This is a genomic window from Kribbella caucasensis (genome assembly GCF_004361855.1).
Lineage (GTDB): Bacteria > Actinomycetota > Actinomycetes > Propionibacteriales > Kribbellaceae > Kribbella > Kribbella caucasensis.
This window is the reverse complement of record NZ_SNWQ01000001.1, coordinates 652,530-669,077: the sequence shown is the minus strand read 5'-3', so window position 1 is coordinate 669,077 and position 16,548 is coordinate 652,530. Positions and strand designations below refer to the sequence as shown.

Sequence of the window (16,548 nt, the reverse complement as noted above, 5' to 3'; positions counted from 1 at the left end):
AGCCGGATCAGGAGCGGCGGGACCCTCCCGGCAGCTTGGATGTGACCACGGACACGAGGTCGGTCACCTCGTGGATCCGCAATACCCGGGCCACACCGACGTAAATCGGCAGCATCACCGCCGCGGCGATCGCCAGTTGCAACGCCGACGTCAGCGGCCCCTCCCAATCGGTCACCATCTCGAGCAGTACGAGCACCAACCGGCCGAGCCCCGCACCGACCGCGGCCGCGATCACCATCGCCAACAGCGGCAGGCCGATGCCGGAGCCGGACACTCGCGGCACCCGCCTGGCCAGCACCCGTCGCGACATCAGCACAGCGACCAGGTAGGCGAGCGAGTACGCCACCCCGAGTGCGACACCGCTGAACCGCAGGTGCTCCTCGCCCAGCACCACCCGGACGCCGACAATCGCCGCTGCGATGTTGGTCGCGGCGATCACGCACTGCAGGAAGAACGGCGTCCGGGTGTCCTCGAACGCGTAGAACGTGCGCAGCTGGAAGTACTGCACGGTGAACGGGATCAGCCCGAGCGCCAGCGCGATCAGCGTGTAGCCCATCAACTCGGTGTTGTTCTTACCGGCGCCGTAGCCGGCGATGACCGTCGTGATCGGCTGCGCGAACGCCACCATGGCGGCAGCCGCCGGTACCACGATCGCGAGCGTCTGCCGGATCGACCGGGCCGACAGCCGGGCCACCTCGGTCACATCGCCCTCGGCGGCCAGCGACGACATCTGCGGCAGCGCAGCGGTCGCGAGCGAGACCGTCACGATGCCGTGCGGGACGAGGATGATCAGCATGGCCGTGCTGTAGGCGACCAGTCCTGCCTTGGAGCCTGGCGCATCGGACGCACTACCGGCGATCGCCAGCTTGGTGACGACGACCAGCGTCACCTGGTTGACCGCGACGAACAGGACCGTCCAGATACCCAGCTTGGCGGTCCGCCCCAGCCCGGTGCCGCGAAGGCCGAACTTGGGCCGGTAGTGGTGACCGCTGGCCCTCAGATAGGGCAGTAGCACCAGCAACTGAACCGCGATGCCCACCGTGTGACCGAGACCGAGCAGCAGTTCCTCGCCGCCGCTGAAGGTGGGCGGGTTGTCGCCGACCCGGTAGACCAGCAGGAAGATCACGATCGAGACGCAGGCGACGATGTTGTTCGCGATCGGGGCCCACATCATCGGGCCGAACCGCCGCCGCGCGTTCAGCACCTGGCCGACCAGCACGAACGCGCCGTAGAAGAAGATCTGCGGCAGGCACAGCCGGACGAACATCACCATCGAGGCCTTCTCCGCGGCCCGGGACGGATCGTTCAACTCACCCGGCAGGTAGAGCTCGGCGATCAGCGGCGACAGCAGCACGCAGGCCACCGTGACGACGGCCAGCACGACGAAACCGAAGGTGAGCAGCCGGTTGGTGAAATCCTGGCCGCCGTCCTCGTGGTTCTTGATCGCCCGGACCAGCTGAGGCACCAGGACGGTGTTGAAGACCCCGCCGGCCAGCAGGATGTAGAGGCTGTTCGGGATCGTGTTCGCCGCGGTGAAGATGTCGCCGCGCAGTGCGGTACCGATCGCTGCCGCGAGGAGGGCGATCCGGACGAATCCGAGCAGGCGTGACAGCACCGTTCCGGCTGCCATCACCGCTGCGGATCGCAGGGTGCGATCAGCCATCCTTGGTACCGACTCCTTCTTTCAGGCTCTCCGCCGTGTCGTCTGCCGGTACGCCGTTCGCGCGGCCCGGGGTGATTCGCAGTTGCTTCACCGGTTCCAACGCGTTCGGCTCGTCGCCGCCCGGATCAACCTCCGCCTGCGCTTCCAGATCCGCTGTCGCGACGTCCTGTGGGTCGATCGGGGCCGGGTGCAACGGATCGGATCCGGGCTCCGGCGCGGTCGGGTTCTTCCGCTCGGACCGGATCCGCCGGTAGATGCGGACCAGCGAGGTACCGAACAGCAGCGCGACGGCCGAGCCGACCAGGATCCAGCCGACACTGCCGTACTGCGCGGCCTGGATGACGAGCTCCTGGGACCGGCCGACCGGGAGCTGCTGGGCCGAGATCACCTGCGCGTCGGCCCGGATCAGGCCGTTCTGCTCCGCGCTTGCGTTGATCTGGTACGTCGCCTTCTGGCCGGCCGCGAGCACCCTGGTCTCCAGCGGCTCGATCCGCAGGTCGGGCCGGTTCGCCGAGCTGACCACGATGCCGACCCGGACGGACACGTTCAGCTCGTTCGCGATGGTGAGCGGGAAGGTGCCCTTGCTGCCGGACAGGTTGACCTTGATCTCGCGGCGCGCTCCCTTGCCACCGGCCGAGTTGGTCACCAGGTGCACCCGGCCGAGCTGGTAGTTCACCGCGGCCAGCTCGAAGCCGGTGAATCGCTGCGACTCGTCGGGGAAGCCACGCCAGCTGTAGGAACTCGCCCGGAGCAACGCGCGGCGCATGTTCTCGTCCGCGTCCTCCGGGTTGTTCAGCAGCGAGACGTAGGTGGTGGTCGCGTTGTTGAGCTGCTTGATCTGGTCCAGCTGGGTGCCGGTCAGCCCGGGGGTCGAGCGCAGTGCGGTCGGCGGCTTGGTGACCGCTGGGCTGGTCGACGACTGGGGGAGCACCTGATCAATGCCGACCGGGGTGATCCAGGGCAGGGACAGGTCCTGCGCGATCGCGGTCGTCGCCCGGCCGTCGGTGTCCCAGCCGCGCGGCGAGAGGGCGACCACCGTGATCGAACCCGTGCCGGTCGACGCGAGCAACGCGGTCTCCGCCGCGAAGCGCTGCCGTACCTGGATCGGGGAGTTCGCCGTGGCCGCGTCCGGTCCGCCCGTGGTCAGGGTGGAGTCCGCGATCACAGTGCGCACACTCTTCACGGGGCCCTCGGGCGTGAGTACGTCGTACACCGGTGACGGGGAAAGACTGGGTCGGGTCTCGGGGGTCCAGGACGCACTGCTGACGAGGTTGAGGTCGTCGGCCTTGGCACCGGCGTACCCGGTGGAGGCGGCGGCGAGGTTGCGGCTGGTGGCGGACCCGTTCTCGAGCCAGAGCCCGGACCGGAAGAGCGGTACGCCGAGGTTGAACTGCTCCGTCGCCGACCGGGACTGACCGACCAGATCCTTCAGCGTGCCGCCCGCGTCGATCAGGCTGGCCACGTCCGGGTCGCCGTACGGGAGCAGGACGACCGGGTTCCGGGTCCGGGTGGCGTCGAAGGCCTTGAGCCAGGCGGCGACCGTCTGCTGACCGGTCCCGGCCTTGGTCTGGTTGTTGCTGCCGACCACCCGATAACCGTTGGCTATCCGCCTGGCCTCGTCGATCATGGCCGGATCGACCAGCCAGGTGACCTTCTGTTGCCTGCCGAGCGCGAGGAGTCGGCCGAGCTGGCCGTTCGGCGCCATCGACTCGGCCAGCGACTCGTTCGCGAACCGGTCACCAGCCAGCAGCGTCGGGCGGTGCCGGAGCGGGATCACCAGGGCGGTGTTCACCTTGCGCGGCATCGGCTTGGTATCGATCACCGGCATCAGGGTCCGGGCCCGGCCCGCGGTGATCCGGTTGCCGTCGGACGGGTTACCGCGGAAGGTCACGCCGACCACGTAGACGCCCGCCCGCTTGCTGATGTGCCACTCCTGCCACGGCACCACGAGGCGGAACGGCACCGAGGCCTTCGGCTGCAGCGGCGCCTTGAAGGACTGAAAGGTGGTGGAGGCGGGGTTGTCGAGACCGCTGCAGTCGTTCTGCTTCTGCAGGGGCTGCTCGAGCTCGGTCGGGATCGCGGCCAGCTCGGCGCGGGTGGTCAGCCGATGTTCCTCGATACACGCGATCGCCTGCGGGTTGTCGAAGGTGGTGGTGCTGGTGTTGGTGACCCGGCCGGTGATGACGACCTGCTGGCCCGGTATCGGGGTGGCCGGAGCGAACGAGTCGATGGTCACCTCGACCACTGGGTCCTCGGCGCGTGGGTCGGCCACCGCCGCCGGAAGCGGCTGAACCGTTGCCGACGCAGCGATCACCAGGCTCGCACCCGCTGCTGCGGAGAGCCTCAGTCGCCGTCTCAACACGCCGTCACCGTAACCTAGTTTCCTGTGTCTCCTATCCCCGACCGCTCGGCCTCCTCCGGATCGTTGTCAGCGGTCCAGCGGAAAGGTGTCCAGTCCCTGATGATGATCGCTCCGGTGGTCGACGAGCTGGGTGCTCGCTTCGACGCGGCCGGGTACGAGATCGCGCTGGTCGGAGGTCCTGTCCGGGACATTCTCCTCGGTCGCGGGAGCAAGGACCTCGACTTCGCCACCTCGGCCCGCCCCGATGTCGTCGAACGGTTGCTGGCCGGCTGGGCCGACCACGTCTGGGACATCGGGAAAGCCTTCGGCACCATCGGATGTCGCAAGGGCGAATGGGTTCTGGAGATCACCACCTACCGGTCGGAGTCCTACGATCCCACCTCACGCAAACCGGAGGTCGCGTACGGCGACACCCTCGAGGGCGACCTGTCCCGGCGGGACTTCGCGATGAACGCGATGGCGGTGCTGCTGCCGTCGCACCAGTTCGTCGACCCGTTCGGCGGGCGCGACGACGTGCGGAACAAGGTGATCCGGACGCCTGGCTCGCCGGAGGACTCGTTCTCGGACGACCCGTTGCGGATGATGCGGGCGGCAAGGTTCGCGGCCCAGCTGAACTTCACCCCGGACCCGGCCGTGGTGGCCGCGATGACGTCGATGGCCGAGCGGATCACGATCGTGTCGGCCGAGCGCGTCCGGGACGAACTGATCAAGCTGGTCGACGCCGGCAACCCGAGGGTCGGTCTGGACCTGCTGGTGTCGACCGGCCTGGCCGACCACGTGCTGCCCGAACTGCCCGCGCTCCGGCTGGAGGTGGACGAGCACCACCGGCACAAGGACGTGTACGAGCACTCACTGACCGTGCTTGAGCAGGCCATCGACCTGGAGTCCCGGCTGGTCGACGTCGACGAGCTGCCCGACTTCGTGGTCCGGTTCGCCGCGCTGATCCACGACATCGGCAAGCCGAAGACCCGGAAGTTCGAGGGCGCCGGCAAGGTGACGTTCCACCATCACGACGTGTACGGCGCCAAACTCGCCCGGAAGCGGATGAAGGCGCTGCGGTTCAGCAACGAGCAGATCGAGCAGGTCAGCAAACTGATCGAGCTCCATCTGCGCTTCCACGGGTACGGAACCGGTGAGTGGACCGACTCCGCCGTACGCCGGTACGTCCGCGACGCGGGACCCCTGCTGACCCGGCTGCACGTTCTCACCCGAGCCGACTGCACCACGCGGAACAGGCGGAAGGCCGAGGCCCTGCGCGCGGCGTACGACGATCTCGAGGAGCGGATCGCCCGGCTCGCGGAGCAGGAGGAACTGGATTCGCTCCGGCCGGATCTGGACGGCAACCAGATCATGGAGATCCTCGGCATCGGCCCGGGACGCGACGTCGGTGAGGCGTACAAGTTCCTGATGGAGCTGCGGCTGGAGCACGGCCCGCTCGGCGAGGAACGCGCTCGGGAGGAGCTCCTGAGGTGGTGGAACGAGCGGTCCTGAACCTGGGGGGCTGTTCGGTGAAGGTCACGGTTGTCCACAGGTCTATGACGACCGCTCCCCAGCGCCTTCGGGCGGGGTTACCTTCTTGGGATGTGGTGGTTTCTAGCGGCCTTGGGTGGGGGCGGGCTGGCGCTCGCGGGCCGGTACCTGTGGGACCGGCGGGCGGCCACGCAGGGTGACGCCGAGGAGCTCGAACAGATCAAGAAGCTCGCCGACGAGGACGTCACCCTGCTCGGCGAGGAGCTGGCCCGGCTGGACGGCCGGGTGACCGGTCGCGAACTCGATACCGATACGCGGGTCGACTATCAGTTGGCACTGGACTCGTACGAGGTGGCTCAGCGGGCGGTGCGGGGGATCCGGAAGCCGGAAGCGATCAGCGCGGTCACCGACGCGCTCGCCACCGGGCGGTACGCGATCGTCTGCGTGCAGGCGCGGGTCGCGGGCGAGCCGGTACCCGAGCGGCGGGTGCCATGCTTCTTCAACCCGCAGCACGGTCCGTCGACCACGGACGTGGTCTGGACCCAGCCGAAGGTCGGTACTCGCACGGTCCCGGCCTGTGCCCAGGACGCCGCACGAGTGAGAGCCGGGGACGAGCCCGAGGTCCGCTATGTCCAGTACGGCAGCCGCCGGGTCCCCTACTGGGAGGCAGGCGCCGCGGTCGCCCCCTACGGCGAGGGCTACTTCACCGTCGGCGTCGGCGCAAGCTACATCCCCCTGGCCGGCTTCGAATCCCAGGCCGGCGCCACCGGCGGCTGGGGCGACCCAGGCACCCACACCGGCTACGACCCCACCGGCCACGACGCCGGCTTCGACCCCGGCGGAGGAGACGCCGGCGGCGGCGGTGGAGGCGACGGCTGACCGCCCCACCCGCACGCACCTCGCGCCCGCACCCCCGCGCCCGCACCCCCGCGCCCGCACCCTCGCGCCCGCACCCCCCGCGCACGTACCGCCCCGCGCCGGCACGCGGCTCGTGCCGGCAGACACCTCGCGCCACCACCCCGCGCGCGCCCCGCGCGCTGCCTACTGTTCGCCTTCCCTTCGGGGTCTACCTACGGCTCAGATCGGCTGCGCCGGCTTTGCTTTGTAGGCCTTTTCGATTTGTGCTGTTGACGTGGGGTCGGGCTGGTACGACGTGGTGCCGGCTGGGGTGGTGATCGCGGCGACGGGGAGCGCTGGGTCGATGGAGTTGGTCAGGTACGCGGCGTCGTAGGTGGCGAGTTCGTCGAGTGGCACGGGCCGGGTTTCGCTCGGGGTGCCGGTGGCGGCGAGTCCCGCTTGGAGGACCTGCATCGTGATCCCGGGGAGGACGGCCGCCTCCGGCCAGACGATCCGGCCGGCTTGGGCGAAGCAGATGTTCCAGATCGACGCCTCGGACACGTGGCCCGCCCGGTCGTAGAACAGCGCGTCATCGTGCCCATCCAGTTTCGCCGCGCGTCCGTAGTACGAGAGTGAGAAGGACCCGGTGTGCTTCAGGTGCGGCACTGGTCGCTCGTGCTCGACCGCGAGCAACCGGAGTGGTCGCCCGGTCGACGCGATCGGTGCGGAGACGGTGACCAGGAGCTCAGGCGCGACAGCGATGCCCTGGTCGACCTTCGCCCGATCGCGGGTGAACGCGGTGATCCGGACTGACGCGTCCGCTACGCCCGCGCGTTCGAGCGCCGACCTCACGTACGACCGCCACCGCTCGGCCGGCACCCCGTGACCGAAGAGCTCGACCGAACTCCGGTCCAACCGTTCCACGTGGAACGGCAACCCCCGGACCAGCCCACCCCGGACCTGCATCGAGGTGAAGTGCCCGGAGCTGATTGCTCGCAGCAACCCCGGATCGACCCGATCGAGCGGTTCGCCGTCCAGTTCCAGGTAGTCGGTCACGCGCCAAGTCTCACCGAACCAGTCCACTGAACTATCTGGTCTACCCTCACGACGTGGACGTGTGGAACATCATCGGCTGGGGCGGGTCGGCCCTGGTGGTCGTGTCGTTGCTGCAGACCCGGATCCTGCGACTCCGGGTGCTGAACTTGATCGGCTGCGTGATCCTGGTCGGCTTCAACCTGGTGATCGAGGTCTGGCCGATGGTCGGCATGAACGCCGTCCTCGCGGTGATCAACGCGGTGCATCTCTACGGACTGCTCCGTCACCGCCACGACGAAGCGGAGTACGAGGTGCTCGAGGTGAATCCCGCCGACGCCTACCTCCGGCACGTGCTGAAGACGAACAGCAAGGACATCAGCAGCTTCAACCCCGACTTCACCTCTGCCATCAGCCCGTACGCCTTCCTGGTCCAGCGCGGTGAACGCACCGTCGGCGTGGTCCTCGCCCACGACGCCGGCGACGGCCGGGCCCAGATCGACCTCGACTACGTGCTGCCGAAGTACCGCGACTTTACCCCGGGCGAGTTCGTCTACCGCCGCAGCGACGTCTTCACCGACCACGGCTTCCACCAGGTCGTAGCCCCCCGCCGGATGCGCGAGTCCGCCTCCTACCTCCACACCCTCGGCTTCCACCGAGAAGGCCCCGACCTCGTCCTCAACCTCCCCTGACGGGTCAAGCAGTTTGTATAAGCAAATTTCTTATAAGTGTGTTTATACAAACTGCAGTTGCTAGCCGAGGGACTTGGTGAAGCAGCGGGAGGCGGGTTCGTTTTCGAAGGGGGGATAGGCGGGGATGGGGGTGTAGCCGTGGCGGGTGTAGAGGGCGAGGGCGGCGTGTTGTTCGGTGCCGGTTTCCAGGCGGAGGGTGGTCAGGCCCTGGGCGCGCGCCTGGGACTCCAGATGGGTGAGGAGTAGCCGGGACAGGCCCCAGCCCCGGAAGGCGGGGTCGACGTACAGGCGTTTGATCTCGCCGACGCCGGGGGCGACCGGTTGCAGGCCGATGCAGCCGACCGGGGCGTCCTCGATCAGGAGCAGGGTGAAGGCGATACCGGGATGCAGGCCGACCAGCGGTTGGTCCTCGCCGTACATCGCGGCGAGTTCGGCCTGCTGGGCATTGGTGAGCGCCTGGACGGCGGGATCAGAGCCCTCGGCCGGTCGTAGTACTGCTCCTTCGATGAGTTCCGCCCCTTCGATCATGTGGTCGGACGGTAGCAACTTGGCATGACGCTCCTGTTTCACATTCCTCTCTGGGCTCCGGAAGAGCAGTGAGGTCGACGCTGCGCCACCGATTCGTCGCGCTGAGCTCTTCCGCGGTTCATCATTACCGCTCAGTATTTCTGCCATGGCTCAGCTCAAGCGCAGGACTCTGATCGGCGGGCTCACCGCGTTGGGCGCCGCCACCGCGGCACCCGCGCAGGCCTGGGGTTCGCCCGTACTACGGACCGCGGCGGACTCGTCGGCCACGCTCGTCACGGGCGCCACGTTCCCCGAGGGGATCATGGCCGGCGTCCCCCGGACCGACGGCGCGACGTTGTGGACGAGAGTCCCGCGCGGGTTGTTCGAGGGAGACGCCGAGCTGGCGATCGTCGTGTCCCGGCAGCGCGACCTGTCCCAGCCGGCGATCGTCGAGACGGTGATCGCGCAGAAGCAGTGGGACGGTTGCGTCCACTTCCAGGCGACCGGTCTGGCCCCGGGGGAGGAGTACTTCTACCAGTTCCGCGGCAAGGACAAGGTGTCCCCGGTCGGCCGGTTCCAGACCCTGCGCCCGGCCGATTCGAACCAGCCGGTGCGAATCGGGTTCTTCACCTGCCAGGGGTTCACCGAGGGGTACTACGCGACCCACCGGCACCTGGCCGCCGAGGACCTCGACCTGGTCGTCTGCCTCGGCGACTACGTGTACGAGGCGACCGTGCCCGGAGTCCGCGGTATCGACTTGAACCTCTGTCCACAGATCCTGCCGACCATGCGGGCGAAGTACACGTACTACCGCTCGGACGCGGACCTGCGGGCGATGCACGCGCAGCACGCGTTCCTGCCGTTGTGGGACGACCACGAGTTCCGCAACAACTACAGCAAGGACAACTGGACCCTGCCGGAGGCGTTCTTCCAGGAGAAGAAGAGCGCGGCCTGGCACACCTGGTTCGAGCGGATGCCGGTACCGCGGTACGCCGGTGACATGACCCGCACATACCGGTCCCTGCGGCTCGGCCGGACTGTCGAGTTGTTTGCCATCGACAACCGTCAGTACAAGGACGACCAGCCCTGCGACGACGGTGGCAGCATCATCTGCGAGGCGGCCGACACTCCTGGTCGGAGCATGCTCGGCCCGGCGCAGAAGACCTGGCTCGAACAGGGCCTGCGGTCGTCCGGCGCCCAATGGAAGGTGCTCGCGAACCCGAACATGATGATGGGCATGGTCACCGGTGCCGCCGGCGAGCGCGCCTTCATGGACACCTGGGACGGCTACGGCGCCGAGCGGACCGAACTCCTCTCGCTCGCGGCCGAACGGGTCTCCGACCTGGTAGTGGTCACCGGCGACGACCACGACACGTTCTCCGGCGAGCTCTGGGACACCGGGTTCGCGCCGGGGAGTCCCGGCAACCCGGGTGGGACCCGGCGTGCGGGCGTCGAGTTCGTCGTACCGTCGGTGTCGTCCACGAACACCGGTGACCTCAAGGGTGAGGCCGGGTCGAAGGCGGAGGAGCAGACGCGGTTGCAGTACAACCCGCACCTGAAGCTGACCGACATGCGGCAGCACGGGTACGGCGTACTGGAGGTCACCCGGGACGAGGCCAAGCTGTCGTACCGGGCCGTCGACAAGTTGCACGCCGATGCCGGGGTGTCCACCAGCTACCAGGTCCGCACAACCAGGGGAAGTTCGACCATCGACGTGCTGTGATGGGCGGGTGCAGTCGCTGCAGGAGATCGCCGCGGGAGTCCGGGCGGGTGAGCTGGATCCGGTTGAGCTGGTTGAGCACGCGTTGCGGCGGGCCGGTGAGACCGCCGACCTGAACGCCGTGGTCCATCTCGACGCCGACGGTGCGCGTGCGGCGGCGAAGGATCACCCGCGGTCCGGTCCGCTCGCCGGCGTGCCGGTCCTGGTGAAGGAGATCGTCGAGGTCGAGGGCTGGCCGTTCCGCTGCGGCTCGAACGCGATGGACGAGATCGGTCGCCGCGATGCCGGGATTGTGTCTGTACTGCGGGCGTCGGGCGCGATCTTGATCGGACTGAGCCACACGCACGAATTCGCCTACGGCTGCACCGGTACGTCGAACCGGGTCGGCCCGTGTCACAACCCACACGACCCGACCCGGATGACCGGAGGGTCCAGTTCGGGCGCCGCCGCAGCGGTCGCGGCCGGAGTCGTCCCCCTGGCGATCGGCACGGACACGGCGGGCTCGGTACGCATCCCCGCGGCTCTGTGTGGAGTGGTCGGCTTCAAGCCCGCTTACGCCACGCTGCCCACCGACGGTGTCTTCCCACTCGCCCAGGAACTCGACCACGTGGGCGTCCTCACCACCACGGTCGCCGACGCCGCCTACGCACTCGCAGCGCTCACTGGCGCTACACCAGCACCACCCCGTACGACGCCTCCGCGGCTCGGCGTGGTCACGAACGAGGAATACCTGAACCACACCGCGGAGGTCGGCGCCGCCTGGTCCGCCGCGATCGCGCACCTGGAGAAGGCCGGGGCGACCACAAGGCTGGTGCAACTGCCCGACTGGGCCGACACCTTCCGGACAGCGGCCGACCTCCAAGGACCGGAAGCAGCCGCCAACCACGCCGGCCGCTCAACCGAGCTCTACCAGCCGGACGTCCAGGAACGCCTCCGCGAGGCCGCCGAAATCCCGGTCTCGCGGTACGACCTGGCCCGCGCGAAGGCCGCCGCGTACACCCTGAAGATGGCGAACCTCCTCCACGATGTCGACGCCGTGCTGACCCCGACCGTCCTCACCACGGCGCCACCGATCGATGCGGTGACCACGCCGACCGGCGCTCGCGCAGTACGAGCTCAGCTCCTGACGAACACCCGCCTGGCCAACCTGACCGGCCATCCCGCCATCACCGTCCCCCTTCCCACTACCGGGTTGCCGATAGGCCTGCAGGTCATTGCCCTCGACAACGATCGCGCCGCGACCACCGCCGCTTGGATCGAGGATCAGCTGTAGAGGCGGAGGTCGGCCAGGGTCCACCAGTGGTCGCTGGTGGCGGTCGAGGTGATGCGGAGGTAGCGGGCGCGAGTCGGGGTGACGTCGATGTTGGTGAGTTGGCCGTTGGAAGTGCCTGTGGCTAGCGGGCGCCAGGTGATGCCGTCGTTGCTGTAGGCGAGCTGCCACGAGGCCGCGTAATCCCCTTGGTTGCCACCGCTGTCGAGGGCGATGCGACGGAACCAGCGAGCGGTGCCCAGATCCACCTGGAAGTACTGCCCCGGGACCTGGGCTGCCTGGGTCGTCCACACCGTCGAGCCATCGGCGTCGATTGCGCGGGACGCGAGGTCGGCTGCGGTCGAGGCGGTGGCCCGGGCGTTGGCCAGCGAGATGGGCGTGAACTCGGAACGGAGGTCACTCGACCAGACGAAGGTCGCGATCGATCCACCGGGCAGCGTGTACTCGAACGACCGGCCGCCGATCGCGACCGCGAACGAGCGAGGGTCGTCGTTCTCGTTGTGGACCAGCAACGCGGTCGAGCCGTCGGGGTTGCGGAACGCGGCCGACATCAGTTGCCCGTTCCAGCCGGTCGTCCCGTACGACGTACTGCCGATCCGCACCGCGCCCGTCTTCACGAACTTCGAGAGGTGACCGATCGTGTAGTACTCCGCGTCGTTGCTGACCGTGCCGTCCGGGTGCAGGGTGACCAACCCGGTGCACGTGTCGCAGCCGCCGTTGTGCGGGCCGCCTGCGGAGTCGAGCGCGATGTTCCAGTTGACCACCGACTTGGCCCAGTTCCGGGTGGTCCCAAGCATCAGGTTGCGCGCGTGCCAGGTGAGGGTGCCGCGGAAGATCTGCGGAGGCGTGTCGTTCGGCCCGTGCGATCCGGAGCACTCGGTGAACCAGATCCCCTTCTCCGGGAACGCCTGCCGCAAGGCGGTCTGCGCCGACGCGTCGCCGGAGTAGCAGTGGTACGCCGTCCCCGCGATCCACTTGGCGGCACGGGTCCGCAACAACTTGTACGGGTAGTCGGTCTCCGGGTCCTCGCCCGGCGGGGTGCTAGCGATGTCGCCGGGATGCGTGGTCCAGTTGTGGTCGTAACCGAGGATCTTCGTGCGCGGGCTGGCCGCTCGCAGCATCGGGCCGAGTTGCTCGATCACGGCGGCCGCCTGACGGACGGGCAGATCCATCCCGGGATAGCCGCTGGGTTTGCGGTTCTGCGGCTCGTTCTGGATCGTGAGGAAGTCGACCGGTACGCCGGCCGCGGTGTACGCCTGCACGAACTTCACTAGGTAGCGCGCGTAGGCGTTGTACACGGCCGGATCGTCCTTGAGCCGACCACCGACGAGGGAATCGCCGGTCTTCATCCAGGCGGGTGGGCTCCACGGCGTCGCCAGCACCTTCAGCGCCGGGTTGAGCTGTTTCGCCCGGCGGAGCAGAGGAAGCACCTGCCCCTGGTCGTGCGCGATGCTGAAGTGCTTGAGCCCGAAATCGGTCTGCCCGGCCGGCACATCGTCGTACGTGTAGTGCTCGGCCTCGGCGGTGAAGTCGGACGAGCCGACCGGCTGGCGGAGGAAGCTCACGCCGATTCCCTGCCGTGGATCGAACAGCGACCGCATCGTCTGATCCCGCACGGCCGGCGACAACCGGTAGAGCACGTTCGCCGCCGAGTCCGTGATGGAGGCGCCGAAGCCGTCCATCGTCTGGTACTTCGTAGCGGGGTCGACCGTGATCGTCGTCAACGGGCTCGACCCCTTGGCGAACGCGACCGGCGTCCGCTCGTGCAACAGCTCGGCCCGATCGGGGGTCGTCACCCAGACCCGAGCCTGTACTGCGGACTCCCGGTCGGCCGGTTGGACGGCTTCTGCGGCGGGCAGCAGCCCGGTCATCACCAGAGCGGAAACCGCGACCGACGCGCCCAGCGCCTGAGTTCTCATACCTGCGCTCCTCACGATGTAACAAGTGGAACAACGAGCGGCACTTCAGAGCACACGAAACAACCGGTCTGGTCTGGTGTCAAGGCTTGAACTAAGGTGTGATGATGAAACAAATCGGTGTAACAAATGCCTAGGCGAGTCACGGTCCGGGACATCGCGGCGGAAACGGGCGTCTCCATCGCGACCGTCTCCCGTGTCCTCAACCAGGCGAGCAACGTGGCACCACAGACCCGCGAACTGGTCGAGCAAGCCGTCGGGCGTCTTGGCACACCAGGACTCCGCGGCGGTGCGAGGCCGGTGGCCGGTGCGGTGTACGTGCGCTGCCCGTATGTGCTGACCGACTACTTCGGCCTGATCGTCTCCTCGATCGCGGAGACGCTCGACCGGCACGGGCGGCGGCTCATCCTCAACGCCGGCGAGGCCGCCGCGCATCAACCCGTGCTGGCGCGCTTGGCCTTGGAGAGTGGCCTGGCTGGGGCGATCCTGATTCTTCCACCCGAGCCGGGCGATGACCTGATCCGGCTTCGCGGTCGGCGATTCCCCTTCGTGGTGGTCGATCCGCGGACGACGCTGCCGCGCGACATCCCGTCCGTCTCCGCCGCGCACTTCTCCGGCGCCCGCCAAGTCACGGCTCATCTGGTGGAGCTCGGGCACCGCCGGATCGGCGTCATCGCCGGACCTCGCGAGTGGCTCGCCGCGGATGCCCGGCTCAGCGGTCACGCCGCTGCGCTCGCCGATGCCGGGTTCCTGCCGACGGCCGAGCTGGTCCGGCACGTCGAGCCGACCACCGAGCAGGGTTACCTCGCGGCTGGCGAGTTGCTGGCGTTGCCCGATCGGCCGACCGTGTTGGTGGCGTTCAACGACAAGGCGGCGGTGGGTGCGTTGCGGGCAGCGGCTGAGCGTGGGTTGAGTGTGCCGGACGACTTGTCGGTGACCGGGTTCGACGACATCGATGTGAGTCGGTCGACTTCGCCGCAGTTGACCACGGTTCGCCAGCCGCTGCAGGAGATGGGACGGATGGCGGTCAGCCTGCTGATTCGCCTGCTTGATCGGCACGAGGTGGAGGCGTTGCACGTGGAACTCGCGACCGAACTGGTCGTCCGCGGGTCCACCGGGCGGGCTGCCCCGAGCGGGTAGCAGGCGTGAGGTTCCGCAGGGCGTCCAGGGCCGCGAGCGACTGGTTGACGAGGTCCTCGGCCGAGCAGGGGCGCTCGGACTCGGGGAGTCCCGACCACTCGATCGCGAGGTCCTCGACGTACGCGAGCCAGGCGTGTGCGGTCATCCGCTCGGGCGAGGCGGGGTTGCCGGCGTGTGGCTCCTCGCCGAGGAGGGTGAGCACGCGGGTGGTGAGGCCGGCCCGGGTCTCGGCGTACACCTCGACGACGTAGACGTCGCCGCCTGCCGCGCCTCGGACGAACGAGATGTACGAGTCACGTCGCCGGGTCACGAAGGCGACGAAGGACAGCAGCATCTGCCGGAGCTGGTCGGGTGGCGCGAGGGATGGATCCGGCTCGGTCACGCGCAGCAGGCGCCGGCCGGCCGCGCTCATCACGGCGACATAGAAGTCGCGCTTGGTCGGGAAGTAGTGGAACAACAGGCCGCGGGAGATCCCGGCCTCGGCCGCCACGGCGTCGATGGACAGCTCGTGGATCGGCTGGGTCCGCAACATCATCAGCCCGATCCCGACCAACTGCTTGCGTCGATCGGCCGCCGTCAGTCGCTGCCGCTTGCCGCCGGACGTGCTTGGAGCGGCCACTGGTTCTGCATCTGCGGCATCCACGCTATTGAGCATTGCTTAGAAAGTGCGCTACGGTCAACAGCAGCCGAAGGGTGAGGAGCTGCTGATGGGATTCGAACCGTCCGCGAGGGCGCAGGAGCTGATCGACCGGGTGGACGAGTTCATCCGGACCGAGATCGAGCCGGTCGAGGGTGAGCTGCACGCTGCCCATCGCGCGGCCGACGATCCGTGGCAGCCGTTGCCGGCGTTCAAGGAGTTGCAGGCAAAAGCCCGCAAGCAGGGCCTGTGGAATCTCTTCCTGCCGCCCGCCGAGCCGGGCAACGAGGTGTACGGCGAGGGCCTCGCCAATCTGGACTACGCCCCGATCGCCGAGCTCACCGGCCGGTCCTTCGTCGCGCCGTATGTGTTCAACTGCAACGCGCCCGACACCGGCAACATGGAGGTCCTGCTCCGCTACGGCACACCCGAGCAGAAGAAGCGCTGGCTGGAACCACTTCTCGACGGCGCGATCCGGTCCGCGTTCTGCATGACCGAGCCCGACGTCGCCTCGTCCGATGCCACCAACATGGCCGCGACCGCGATCCCCGACGGCGACGAGATCGTCCTCAACGGCCGGAAGTGGTGGAGCACCGGCGTCGGCCACCCCGACTGCGAACTGCTCATCTTCATGGGCCTGACCGACCCGGACGCTCATCGGTATGCCCGCCACACGATGGTGTTGGTTCCGCGGGGCACCCCGGGCGTCAAGGTCGAGCGGCTGCTCCCCGCGATGGGGCGGTACGACGAGCCGTACGGCCACGGGGAGGTGTCGTTCACCGAGGTCCGGGTGCCGGCATCGAATGTGTTGGTCGGCCTCGGACGTGCCTTCGGGATCGCGCAGGGCCGGCTCGGTCCGGGCCGGGTCCATCACTGCATGCGGCTGATCGGACTCGCCGAGAAGTCGCTTGAGTTGGCGCTGAAGCGGGGCACCAGCCGGACCGCGTTCGGTAAGCAGCTGGTCAACCTGGGCGGCAACCGGGAGCGGATCGCCGATGTGCGGATCGCGATCAACCAGGCTCGGTTGCTGGTGCTGCAAACGGCTTGGTTGCTCGACACCAAAGGGCTTGCGGGTGCGCTGAGCGAGGTGAGCCAGATCAAGGTGGCGGTGCCGCGGATGGCGCAGGACGTGATCGACATGGCGATCCAGTTGCACGGCGGCGGTGGCCTGTCCGACGACTTCCCGCTGGCCGGGGCGTGGACGAGTGCGCGGGCGTTGAGGCTGGCGGACGGGCCCGACGAGGTGCACCGTGGAGTCATCGCGAAGGTGGAGCTGGCGAAGTATCAGTAGCGGAGTGGGCG

General features: G+C 68.4%; 13 protein-coding genes. 7 read left to right on the top strand and 6 right to left on the bottom strand.

The window, feature by feature from the left end:
• Positions 1-7 precede the first annotated feature (7 nt).
• Together murJ and EV643_RS03205 are read right to left on the bottom strand one after the other, a co-directional pair.
• Positions 8-1,663, bottom strand: a complete 1,656-nt coding sequence (gene murJ / locus EV643_RS03210; RefSeq protein ID WP_133798395.1) for a murein biosynthesis integral membrane protein MurJ — start codon at positions 1,661-1,663, stop codon at positions 8-10.
• Positions 1,656-4,025 carry a hypothetical protein gene (locus EV643_RS03205; protein ID WP_133798394.1) on the bottom strand — a complete coding sequence of 790 codons (2,370 nt, stop codon included), beginning with the start codon at positions 4,023-4,025 and terminating at the stop codon, positions 1,656-1,658. The genes murJ and EV643_RS03205 overlap by 8 nt, the downstream gene beginning before the upstream one ends.
• A 99-nt stretch (positions 4,026-4,124) precedes the next feature.
• Here EV643_RS03205 and EV643_RS03200 point away from each other — a divergent pair, with 99 nt between their 5' ends.
• On the top strand, positions 4,125-5,516 hold the full coding sequence (locus tag EV643_RS03200; RefSeq protein WP_202869359.1) for a CCA tRNA nucleotidyltransferase: 1,392 nt from the start codon (positions 4,125-4,127) through the stop codon (positions 5,514-5,516).
• A 90-nt stretch (positions 5,517-5,606) separates the two neighbouring features.
• Positions 5,607-6,374, top strand: a complete 768-nt coding sequence (locus EV643_RS03195; protein ID WP_133798393.1) for a hypothetical protein — start codon at positions 5,607-5,609, stop codon at positions 6,372-6,374.
• Positions 6,375-6,572: 198 nt separating this feature from the next.
• Here the strand turns inward: EV643_RS03195 and EV643_RS03190 are convergent, their stop codons facing one another.
• Positions 6,573-7,388: an aminotransferase class IV gene (locus EV643_RS03190; RefSeq protein WP_166665292.1), complete on the bottom strand. Its 816-nt coding sequence runs from the start codon at positions 7,386-7,388 to the stop codon at positions 6,573-6,575.
• 53 nt (positions 7,389-7,441) lie between these two features.
• Between EV643_RS03190 and EV643_RS03185 the strand changes: the two genes are divergently transcribed.
• Positions 7,442-8,056 (top strand): hypothetical protein, encoded by a 615-nt coding sequence (locus EV643_RS03185; protein ID WP_133798391.1) that lies wholly within the window; start codon positions 7,442-7,444, stop codon positions 8,054-8,056.
• 60 nt (positions 8,057-8,116) lie between these two features.
• Here EV643_RS03185 and EV643_RS03180 read toward each other — a convergent pair whose 3' ends face one another.
• Positions 8,117-8,584 carry a GNAT family N-acetyltransferase gene (locus tag EV643_RS03180; RefSeq protein WP_133798390.1) on the bottom strand — a complete coding sequence of 156 codons (468 nt, stop codon included), beginning with the start codon at positions 8,582-8,584 and terminating at the stop codon, positions 8,117-8,119.
• Positions 8,585-8,729: 145 nt separating this feature from the next.
• Here EV643_RS03180 and EV643_RS03175 point away from each other — a divergent pair, with 145 nt between their 5' ends.
• Together EV643_RS03175 and EV643_RS03170 are read left to right on the top strand one after the other, a co-directional pair.
• The gene (locus EV643_RS03175) at positions 8,730-10,286 is read left to right on the top strand and encodes an alkaline phosphatase D family protein (RefSeq protein ID WP_133798389.1); all 1,557 of its coding nucleotides are present in this window, start codon (positions 8,730-8,732) and stop codon (positions 10,284-10,286) included.
• A gap of 7 nt (positions 10,287-10,293) precedes the next feature.
• Positions 10,294-11,556, top strand: a complete 1,263-nt coding sequence (locus EV643_RS03170; RefSeq protein ID WP_133798388.1) for an amidase — start codon at positions 10,294-10,296, stop codon at positions 11,554-11,556.
• Here EV643_RS03170 and EV643_RS03165 read toward each other — a convergent pair.
• The gene (locus EV643_RS03165) at positions 11,547-13,472 is read right to left on the bottom strand and encodes a glycoside hydrolase family 30 beta sandwich domain-containing protein (protein WP_133798387.1); all 1,926 of its coding nucleotides are present in this window, start codon (positions 13,470-13,472) and stop codon (positions 11,547-11,549) included. The two genes, EV643_RS03170 and EV643_RS03165, sit on opposite strands and share 10 nt — an antisense overlap.
• 126 nt (positions 13,473-13,598) lie before the next feature.
• Between EV643_RS03165 and EV643_RS03160 the strand changes: the two genes are divergently transcribed.
• A complete protein-coding gene (locus EV643_RS03160; protein WP_133798386.1) occupies positions 13,599-14,609 on the top strand; it encodes a LacI family DNA-binding transcriptional regulator in 1,011 nt (336 codons plus the stop codon).
• Here the strand turns inward: EV643_RS03160 and EV643_RS03155 are convergent.
• On the bottom strand, positions 14,497-15,228 hold the full coding sequence (locus tag EV643_RS03155) for a TetR/AcrR family transcriptional regulator (RefSeq protein WP_238165319.1): 732 nt from the start codon (positions 15,226-15,228) through the stop codon (positions 14,497-14,499). The genes EV643_RS03160 and EV643_RS03155 overlap by 113 nt on opposite strands.
• A gap of 88 nt (positions 15,229-15,316) precedes the next feature.
• Here EV643_RS03155 and EV643_RS03150 point away from each other — a divergent pair, with 88 nt between their 5' ends.
• Entirely contained in the window at positions 15,317-16,537 is a 1,221-nt protein-coding gene (locus tag EV643_RS03150; RefSeq protein ID WP_133798384.1) for an acyl-CoA dehydrogenase family protein, read from the top strand.
• Positions 16,538-16,548 lie beyond the last annotated feature (11 nt).

Bases quoted from the DNA above. Each gene is read 5' to 3' on its own strand.
- murJ (WP_133798395.1), bottom strand. From the start codon at position 1,663: ATGGCTGATCGCACCCTGCGATCCGCAGCGGTGATGGCAGCCGGAACG.
- EV643_RS03200 (WP_202869359.1), top strand. From the start codon at position 4,125: ATGATGATCGCTCCGGTGGTCGACGAGCTGGGTGCTCGCTTCGACGCG.
- EV643_RS03195 (WP_133798393.1), top strand. From the start codon at position 5,607: ATGTGGTGGTTTCTAGCGGCCTTGGGTGGGGGCGGGCTGGCGCTCGCG.
- EV643_RS03180 (WP_133798390.1), bottom strand. From the start codon at position 8,584: ATGATCGAAGGGGCGGAACTCATCGAAGGAGCAGTACTACGACCGGCC.
- EV643_RS03175 (WP_133798389.1), top strand. From the start codon at position 8,730: ATGGCTCAGCTCAAGCGCAGGACTCTGATCGGCGGGCTCACCGCGTTG.
- EV643_RS03165 (WP_133798387.1), bottom strand. From the start codon at position 13,472: ATGAGAACTCAGGCGCTGGGCGCGTCGGTCGCGGTTTCCGCTCTGGTG.
- EV643_RS03160 (WP_133798386.1), top strand. From the start codon at position 13,599: ATGCCTAGGCGAGTCACGGTCCGGGACATCGCGGCGGAAACGGGCGTC.
- EV643_RS03150 (WP_133798384.1), top strand. From the start codon at position 15,317: ATGGGATTCGAACCGTCCGCGAGGGCGCAGGAGCTGATCGACCGGGTG.